General features: G+C 29.6%; 9 protein-coding genes. All 9 read right to left on the bottom strand.

Features of this window, described 5'->3' with window-relative positions; all coding sequences use genetic code 11:
• Nucleotides 1-20 precede the first annotated feature (20 nt).
• Nucleotides 21-896 carry a hypothetical protein gene (locus ACFFHF_RS16455; RefSeq protein ID WP_377058615.1) on the bottom strand — a complete coding sequence of 292 codons (876 nt, stop codon included), beginning with the start codon at nucleotides 894-896 and terminating at the stop codon, nucleotides 21-23.
• 522 nt (nucleotides 897-1,418) lie between these two features.
• On the bottom strand, nucleotides 1,419-2,651 hold the full coding sequence (locus ACFFHF_RS16450; protein WP_160549716.1) for an MFS transporter: 1,233 nt from the start codon (nucleotides 2,649-2,651) through the stop codon (nucleotides 1,419-1,421).
• Between the two features lie 96 nt (nucleotides 2,652-2,747).
• Nucleotides 2,748-3,992, bottom strand: a complete 1,245-nt coding sequence (locus tag ACFFHF_RS16445) for an ATP-grasp domain-containing protein (protein WP_160549715.1) — start codon at nucleotides 3,990-3,992, stop codon at nucleotides 2,748-2,750.
• 1 nt (nucleotide 3,993) lies between these two features.
• Entirely contained in the window at nucleotides 3,994-4,410 is a 417-nt protein-coding gene (locus tag ACFFHF_RS16440) for an NUDIX hydrolase (protein ID WP_160549714.1), read from the bottom strand.
• 17 nt (nucleotides 4,411-4,427) lie between these two features.
• Nucleotides 4,428-5,732, bottom strand: coding sequence for a hypothetical protein (locus tag ACFFHF_RS16435; RefSeq protein ID WP_377058614.1), 1,305 nt, complete (start codon nucleotides 5,730-5,732; stop codon nucleotides 4,428-4,430).
• Between the two features lie 18 nt (nucleotides 5,733-5,750).
• The gene (locus ACFFHF_RS16430) at nucleotides 5,751-6,473 is read right to left on the bottom strand and encodes a P-loop NTPase (RefSeq protein WP_160549712.1); all 723 of its coding nucleotides are present in this window, start codon (nucleotides 6,471-6,473) and stop codon (nucleotides 5,751-5,753) included.
• The gene (locus ACFFHF_RS16425) at nucleotides 6,470-7,504 is read right to left on the bottom strand and encodes a phosphotransferase (protein WP_377058613.1); all 1,035 of its coding nucleotides are present in this window, start codon (nucleotides 7,502-7,504) and stop codon (nucleotides 6,470-6,472) included. The genes ACFFHF_RS16430 and ACFFHF_RS16425 overlap by 4 nt, the downstream gene beginning before the upstream one ends.
• Nucleotides 7,494-8,378 carry a class I SAM-dependent methyltransferase gene (locus tag ACFFHF_RS16420; RefSeq protein ID WP_160549710.1) on the bottom strand — a complete coding sequence of 295 codons (885 nt, stop codon included), beginning with the start codon at nucleotides 8,376-8,378 and terminating at the stop codon, nucleotides 7,494-7,496. Before ACFFHF_RS16420 ends, ACFFHF_RS16425 begins: the two co-directional genes overlap by 11 nt.
• Nucleotides 8,368-9,576 (bottom strand): ATP-grasp domain-containing protein, encoded by a 1,209-nt coding sequence (locus ACFFHF_RS16415; protein ID WP_160549709.1) that lies wholly within the window; start codon nucleotides 9,574-9,576, stop codon nucleotides 8,368-8,370. Before ACFFHF_RS16415 ends, ACFFHF_RS16420 begins: the two co-directional genes overlap by 11 nt.
• Between the last annotated feature and the right edge of the window lie 6 nt (nucleotides 9,577-9,582).

The raw sequence follows: 9,582 nt of genomic DNA, 5'->3' as shown, positions 1-9,582 counted from the left end.
TCAAGTTGATTTGTAAATCATTAGGGAAGCATGTGAACTGCTTCCCTTTCATTTTTGGACAGTGAATCCGTCAGTTTTAGGACAATCAACACCGTCAAGTTCTGGACATTGGAGAACGTCATTAACAGGATACCCATTTGAGTAAGCTGTCGAGCTAACAAGTGAGAAACAAAAGTACTACCACTTCGTTCAATTGGGCTTCCAATCATGACTAGTTTCTTCTTAATGGGAATACCAACAATTTTTTCCGTATGGTTGTGAACCTGAACGGTATAGTCACGCTTTATAACATTCTTATTAACTACTTTTTGGACAACTTTCTTTTCAATCACTTTTTGAACGACTGGTTTCTCGGCTTTCTCCTTACGTTCCTTTTTCGCTTTATCTTCATCGTTCGGCTCATTTTCCTCTTCCTCCACGAAAGGTTGTTCATTTTGTGGAATAGGTTGAGGAGATGCAGCGACTAGGAATTTTTCAACTCTTGAAAAGCGGGGTCTATCTTTTAGTTGCTCAATAAACTCTCCTAAATCAAACGAGTTGCTGTTAAAGATATCATGAATCCCCATACTTACTAAGGAAGAAAGGAATAGATCTCCTTTTGGCCTTTCACATAAGAAGACAATACGGATTGAATCATCAAATTCTACTCTTAGCTTTCTAAAGAAGGTCGATAATTCTTGTTCCTTCATTTCAATACGGGTAAAGTCGCTTTCCAAATAGTAGTCATGAATGACCAAAATATCTGGTTGCTCTAACTCTACGATTTCTTCCAAGAATCTTCGATGAAGGACTTCCTGAGAAGATAAAGTAAAGTGCTCAGTATGTTGGGAAAAGGTTTCTATGAGGATATTTGAATAGGATTTGTCTCCTACGGCTATAAGCACTTTTTTAGACATACATTTCACTCCTGGAACAAAAAAATACCCGAAACAGACTCACGATAAGCACGATCTACACTAGGTACATACAATGCTTTTGTAAGTTGTCTCGGGTATTTCCCGTTATATAAGATTGTCGTTTAATTTCTAAGTTAATATCCTCTATTAAATAGAGGATACTGCTAAAAAACTTTAAGAAAGGCTGCTGCATTAAGGGCATAATGCAAAGCCATATGTTGTTAGTCTTATAGTACCATTGACTTATAGATTATTCAAGTCCCATATCGCATTTGGAAGGAATATCTTAGCCTTAGAAAACCAAGAAAATCTGCAACAATCTCAGGAAAGATAGACTTAGGGGTAACCGGCAAAATTTTATATTATATTCGAGTAGATTTAGAATAGGGCTAGTTGCGGTCTGATGTTTCATATTGGGAAATTGAACTAAACTATATACTAGATGATTGATAAAGTAGGCATTTTAAGGAGTCTACTTTATCAAGTTCAACCAACCATACTAAATATTAACAAACAGATCCTTCATTTTAAATAATTTATACTTTTATTTTTAAATAAACTATTAGAAATCAAGAACAAGCCAATAAGGCCTGTAACAAAAATATAAAATGCAATATAGTTAGGGACTAGCACTGCACTAATGATCAAGGTTAATTTTGCTAGCATATTACCAATTTTATTAGAAAATCCAGCTACTGCTGAATAGGAACCTCTTCTGTCTACAGGAATAATTCTTATCCTTTCTGAATTGTAAGCGGGGGCATATAACAATTCGCCTATTGTTGCAATTACCATTGAAGAAATCAATATATATATATTACTTGATACAACCATTATTGAATATCCTGAAATATATAATAAAATACCAATATTTATTGAGTGGTTTGAACTCATTCTTTTCGAAATTCTTGAAAATACAAACGTCAAACTAATAACGATCAAAGTGTTCAATACCATTAGATAAGAGAATAACTTTACACCATCTATCTTAAAACCGTAAACTTCAACTGGTACAAAATCCTCTTTTAATCTAACAACAATATAAGCAGACATGGATAGCTCCGCCATCATGACAAATGCCAACCCTAAAACTAAATATAAATAGGGTTTATCCTTAAAAACAACTTTATAACTATCAAGTGTATTTTTTAAAAATGATTCATTGTTCGTTTGAGAATTATTTGTTTGAATGTCTAGTAAAAAGAACTTAATGATAATACTATTTACAAATAATAATACTGTCGCTGTTAAAAATAATTCCAACTTGTAATTATTATATAAAGCACCGCCTATAGTTACTCCTAAGGCCATGGACAGATTGTTAATCCAGTATTGGATTACAGAAAATTCCTTCCTTGTGTCCTCAGTAATAGATTCTATAGTAATAGCGTCTTGAGCAGGCTTCACTATACCGTAAATTAGTTGGCTAAATATAAACAAAATAGTAAAAAAAATAACTAATTTTTGTTCATTATAGATACAAATAGTCATAAATAGAAATACAATGACATTAAAAAAGGAATTGGTTAAAATAATTCTCTTTTTTGAATAAACATCACTAATATGGCCCCCTATTAAGGATGCTAAAAAGTTTACTACTACCGCAATAATTAAGTAAATACCCGCGGCTATAACTCCTACATATGCAGACAAATATAAAGACATAAAAGGAATAATACTAAACATAATAGAATTTTGTAAGAAGCTTGTTAAAAGTCGTATCTTTAAATTATGATTTAATTTTGCGAAAATCAAAATAACCACCCTATATTATCAATAAAATTTGTTTGAATTCAAAAGCTATTAGTGAAGTATAAAAAGCGCACTTTTATTATGTGCGCTTTTCTTCTGTCACTGCAAATGTTCTAAACATTCAAACTTGATGTTTTCTTCTATGTAAGTAACCGTGTCAACCAATTCCTTTTCACTTTTCCAAGTAAAATAGATTTGACAGATACTATCGAAAGGATCAAATGGTCGAAACTGATTTTTTGAACCTATCCCTTTGAATGTAATATTAACTATATTGTTAGGTAAATTATCCATCCCTTTTACATTTTTAATTGTGTATTCTTTCAGATTAGGAACTGGGATTAAAGATAATGCGAAATTATTTTGAAGATTGATATTTGGTATGTTCTCATTTAAATCTAGAAGATACGAATGTTTATGAAAATCAAATCCATAAGCATATTTATATAGATTTACAATATTGCCGCCAGGGGCTCTACCAGCTACCTCCAAAAAAAGGAATTTATTTTCACTATATATTACTTCCATATGAAAAACTGTATTTTGAATGTCAAATTTTCCAAAGCACTTGATAGTAAATTCTTTAGCTCTACGTATTAGCTCGTTATCGGAAACTACTATAGTAGTTAAAAGATTAGAATTGTTTATATATTCATATGCTGACCCTATCTTTTTACAAACCATAAAATTTACTAAGTCACCATTTTTTATTATCCCATCAAAATGCATGATTGTGCCATTTATATATTGTTCAACACTAATTTTATCACTTTGATTAAAAAGTTCGTCTATGTGACTTATTGCCTCTTGATAGTCAGAAACAATTTTTATTCCACAGCCTCCAGCTTGGTTTGAAGGTTTAATAACTATTTTTTTATATTTCTTTATAAATTGTTCAACTATAGTTTCATAATTCTCTTCCGTAATTTCTGAAAAATCTGCAAGAGGTACTATTTCCTTTAATGGTTGCTTCATTTTTATTTTGTCTCTGAGAAAAATAGCATTAGGGCTAACCAACCCTCTATTTATATTAAGAATATCTCTTAATTTGGAAGCAACAACAACTGTTGCCTCATTTGTTGATACAATAGCTTCTATATCTCCAAAATGTTCTTTTATTTCATTTGTAATGTTTAAAATCATTTCGAATTTATTCTCAAAACAGGAAACATCAAAGGTATCATTTGTACTTATTCCAAAATAATTCAGAGAATTTTTCAACTCATTTGAAAGCAGCGAAATGTCAAAATGGGAAGTGATTAAATGGTAATTAAAATTTTCATAATCCAGATAATCCTTTACTTTATAAATATTACCCAAGACTAATATGTTCTTTTTGTTCATTTTATCTATCCTGCTTTGCTATTTTAACACTATCAACTAAATAAAAAGGACTGCTCTCATTGTTTATAATTTCATCAAAAGTCATCCAAATTAATTCCGAGACCTCATCTTGATCTTTTACTACAGCTTCCCCTGATTTCCACTCACAAGAGAAAACAATATTAATTACATTTATACCTGATTTCGTGACAAAAGATGTATTATTAACATATTTAAAATTACTTACTTCCAACCCTGTCTCTTCCATAATTTCTCGCTTCAAAGTATTCTCTAAAATATCATTAGTATTTCCTTCTTGTTCTACCGTACCACCAATTAAAGAAAGCATACCTCCGGCGTGTTCCTCATTTAAACTTCTTCTACCTATCAATACTTTATTTTCTTTTATAATAAGTCCTTCTACATTAATAGCAAACATACAGAAACCTCTTTTCTCTAGATATCGTATCCATAAGCTAATTTAAATAATTGACGAAATTGATTAGAAGAAAATATACATTGAATATTATTATCTTTCAAATAATAAATTTCTGGTAATTTAAATGCCCAAAGTTCACTATAAACCGAGGTATATGCACCACAGTTTAAAACAATTATTTTATTTTCAATTAGTTGGCTTGGTAATTCAACATTTGTACATAAATGTGAAGGAGCGCATGTAGCATCACCTACATTATAACGTTCCCAAGGTTGATTAATATCACTTAGTTTATATGGGATTGTATAATATTCAATGTTAGGAACTGGTATTAGAATATTAGAGCCAATATCCGTGATTTTCCAATTCAAACCAGTACTCTTTTTTTCACTTATTATAGTAGCTAATATTACTGCAGCATCCGCCATAATATATCTACCTGGCTCTAAAATGAGTTCAAAATCATATGGTAGATATTTTAATTTCTCATTCGCAATTGCAGCTAAATCATTTATATTAGTTTTATTATCTTCCATAATAAATCTAGTTTCAAAACCACCTCCAAGATTAATATACTTGAAAGAGTAGTCGAGTTCGTGATAAACATTTTTCAAGAAAGACTCTATGCTAGATAAATAATCTTTATATAAGCTACAGTCTTTTAAATGACTCATTAAATGGAATTGTATCCCAATTACATTGAAACTAACATTTTTTTCTTTACACTGCTTTAAAATCCCCGTTACAGTATTAACATCCATTCCCAACTTAGAACTAGGTTTGATCATTACTTCTTCGTGGCTAAAACTCTCTATATCAGGTAAGACTCTTAGCCCAATCGGAATTTCTTTACCTAATTCTACAGATAGGGAATTAATTCTTTCTAGATCATTTATATTATCTATAAAGATTAGCTTACTGTTCTCTAATTCTATTAATAATTCTTCTTTTGATTTCCCTAATCCATTACAAACAATTTTGTCTTTCTTAAATCCACTTTGTAGTGCTATCTGTAATTCAATACTACTCATAACTTCAATACTAGACCCAACACTTAAAAGTGTTTCTATACATGCAGGTATATAATTGCATTTTAGAGCAAAATGGATACTCAAATTTTTAAAATATTTATTAAACGCGTTATAAATTGAGTAATAATTATCCTTTATTCTTTCGTCAAAATATATCATTGACATAGAATTATTATGCCCTAATAAATCGTGGGATTTTGAACCAAAAAAGGTAATTTCATTTTCATCATCATACTTCAAGTATTCAAGACTCTCATGTATATTGAGAATTTGCTTCTTATTAAAATTCATAAAACCCCCAACGTTTCGTTATAGTATTTTCACTACTTCGGTTAATTCCTTTTCTATATTCCATTCTATGTCCTCAAAGATGCTATCATTGTAATTTAATTCAAAAGGTAAAACTATGTGTTTATCTATAGAATACTCAGATAAGATATTACTATCATCATGTTTAAAAATACTGATTTTTTCATTACAGTGAGGACAAGTAAAACTAGACATATTCTCTACCAATGATGTAATTGGAATGTTAAGTTGTTTAATCATATTTAAACTTCTTCTTACATCTGCTTTTGACATTGCTTGAGGAGTTGTCACCATAATAACCCCATCAATTTTAATTTCTTGTATTAAATTTATTAATATATCCCCTGTTCCAGGAGGTGTATCAATTATTAAAAAATCAAGTTCCTTCCACTCTACATCATTTAATAATTGTTTTATAATACCCTTCAATATAACCCCCTTCCATATAAAAGCCTTATCTTTTTCCACAAACATCCCCATAGACACAATTTTCAGTCCATTATTTTGATAAGGTAACATCTTCCCCTCTTTTACAAGAGGGGGATTACTTATATTAAAAATATTTGTAATACTTGGTCCGTGGATATCTAGATCTAATAATCCAACTTTATATTTTTGTTTATTTAATAAGAAAGCTAATCTGGAAGCAATTGTAGATTTTCCAACTCCGCCTTTTCCACTATTTACAACATATATTTTTTTAATTTTATTTATTTTACTCAATTATAGAGCTCCTTAACTAAAACATTAATTTCATCCTGAATAAACAATTTAATATTATTAATCAACAACTGATTTAAACTAAAATCTTTTCTAATTAGTCCTAAAGTAACTAATTCTAAAAATACAACTTTAATTAAATCAGGCAAAAGGAATCTTTCTAAATCTGATAAATCAGCATGAAAATTATATGCTTTATAAAATTCTTTAGCATATACGAAGTTTTCCTTGCTATAAACTTTTTCTGTGAAGTTAGTACTATCTTTTTTATAACAGATTACTCCAAATGAAAGAATTGCTTCTGATAAATCACGAATTCTAGGCCCACAATCAATATTATCAAAATCCAATACTCCCAATACTTCACTGTTGGATGGGTCAAATACTAAATTCCACTTATTGAAATCACCATGGAGGGTTATAGGTTCCAAATTATAAAACCCATTAATAGAAAAATTATTATTAATATTATTAATAAATTTTAGTAAATATGTTTTAAAATCTGAATATTCACCAAAATCTATTATTTCTATTTGGTCCTCAATTATCTTAAAATAATCTGTTCTATCATTCCCTATAGGAAGCTCCGAGTTGATTTTAGCTAATGATAATGCAGCACTCTTAATTTCTTCTATTTTCCCAGTAAATCGTCTTCCATTTATGTACTCAAAAACAACGAATTTTTTATTATTCACATTTATATAATAGTTTCCTTCATTGTTTTGAATTATCTTAGCCATTGGAATATTTTTATTGTATAAATTTAATTGGTTATTAATAGAAAATTGCAAATCATCATCACTATCACAGTACCATGGAATTTGCTTTAAGAAATACTTTCCAAATGTTGTCGTGAATATCATCTTTTTAGATGTTTCAGACCTAACTTCTAGTAAACTTGCATACTCTCCATCCAATATAATTGGTTGAACTGCTATGAATTCTCCAATATTGTAATATTGCTCCACAATTTTAATTAGTGAATCATCAAAGTCATAAAAATCAATATTAATTATCTTTTCTTTAAATTTCATTATGATCTATTACTTCCCACTCTTCATTTTCATCATTAATATTCCAGCAATCTAAAGTTCCTTCTTCTAGAAATAGCTCTTGTTGCTCTTCAACAAAATTATTTCTTAATATTATTGACATAAATGACAAATATTTATGATTTTCATTAAATACTTGTATTGCTTCTAAGAATTCGCTTTTTATATTATTTGCTTCGTTTTGATCCATTTCATTTAGGGTGATGTTATCTTTAGTAATATTATCAACATAGTCCTGTATTATCTCTTTAGAACGGGATATTAGTTTTGTTTCTTTATAGGCGAATAATTCAAATGAATTGTTTAAAAATAAATTCTGCCAATAACCTTTTTTATACGGCTTAATTTCAAATCCTAAAACATTATATAAATCATCTAATACTTTTTTAGTAGGGGCAGAATCATAATACAAGTTAGTAATAGATAACATCCCATACGGCTTTAATACTCTTTTATATTCTTTCAATGCCTTCTCCCTTTGAGAAGCATCTATAAAAGAGTTAGCACCACCTGTAATAATTAGATCAAATGAATTATCTGGAAATGGTAATTCTAAAGCTGAAGCCACTTGAAAGGAAACTCTATCCTGTATAAACTTTGGTTCTCTCGATAAAATATCATTTGATTTTTTAACAGCGTTTTCATTTACATCAATCCCAATAACCTCTACATCCTTTAGCTTTGCAATTTCAATTGATGTAAATCCTGTATTTGATCCTATCTCTAAAACTCTAGATCCACGTTCTAAAAAACTATTTTGAACAATGTAATTAATAGTTCTTTTTCCTCCTGGGCATCTATTAACTTCTTCTATAACAGAAATTAAGTCTACATAACTGTATTTTTTAGTCTTCATTTGTAATCTCCTCTTCAATAACAATAGATGATAAAAACAACTCATTACACTTATCAAGTTTTGCAACTATTTCATTGGTTGAATTTCCCTCAACCGCCATTGCTACTACACACTCAATACTAATTTTCGGATTATTTGTGTAATCACCTTCATGTAAATAATAGTCTTTAAAAAACATCCCTTCAGGATAACCTATATCTTCTAACTTTTTTATTCTTCCTGCTTTGGGAGGAGGTATTAATATCCAACCGGCTAGTTTATTATTCTCATCTTTAACTCTTACAGGTAAATTACACTGGCTCTTTACCCATTCTCCAATTAAATTTACCCCTGTTACTTTTTCAAAACAATCGTTTATTCTTCCTCCACCAACTCGTGAAGCAATTTCACAAAAAACTATTTCGTCTTCATTTGTATGAAAAAGTTCTAAATGATAGACGATTGCTTGTTCACTAGAAGAAAGTTTATCTAAGATTTTTAATGCCTCATCATTTAAACGGTCAAAAAGAGGATGAGCATAATCCAACATAACTGATCCCAAAAATTTATTTTCTTGGTATGCCAGGCAACCATTGATATAAACGGATGGTCTACTTATTAACAACTCTCCATTTTGGTAGATTCCATCAACATGGTACATGTCACCATTGATAAATTTTTCTATCATCATGTCCTTATCTAGACCGTTCCCTAGCACTTCATATAACTTTTCTTTAGAATCGATAATATGTGTATTTAAAGAGCCCGCACCAGATATTGGTTTTATAACCACAGGGTAATCATACTTATCTATAAACTTTTGTATATCCAGAAAACTTTCTATTTCTTTGAATTCTGGTATCTTTACTATAGATTTTAATTTTTTCTTCATTTCGACTTTATTTCTGAAAAGTTCTGCCTCTTTAAACTTTTGTCCGTATAAATTATATTCAGTTCTCAGCTCACTTAAGGGCAATAAATCTCTTTCAGAAGTCGATACTAAATATATATCTTCTCCACACATTTGTTTCTCCTTTATCCTTTCCTGAAGGAAATGAAAGGAGGGAAAAGTAAAATCTTTGAATGTGATTTGTTTATCAAAGTCACTGTAATCTTTACGATGCTTTTCTCTATTGATTAGTACAATCTCTTTATCTTTTAACCAATTTTTATAATCAGTCATTTTTCTTTCTATTCTATTAAATATCCATACTTCCATACTGAT

Source organism: Robertmurraya beringensis (genome assembly GCF_042433785.1).
Classification (GTDB): Bacteria; Bacillota; Bacilli; order Bacillales; family Cytobacillaceae; genus Robertmurraya_A; species Robertmurraya_A beringensis.
This window is presented reverse-complemented; position numbering and strand designations above follow the sequence as displayed.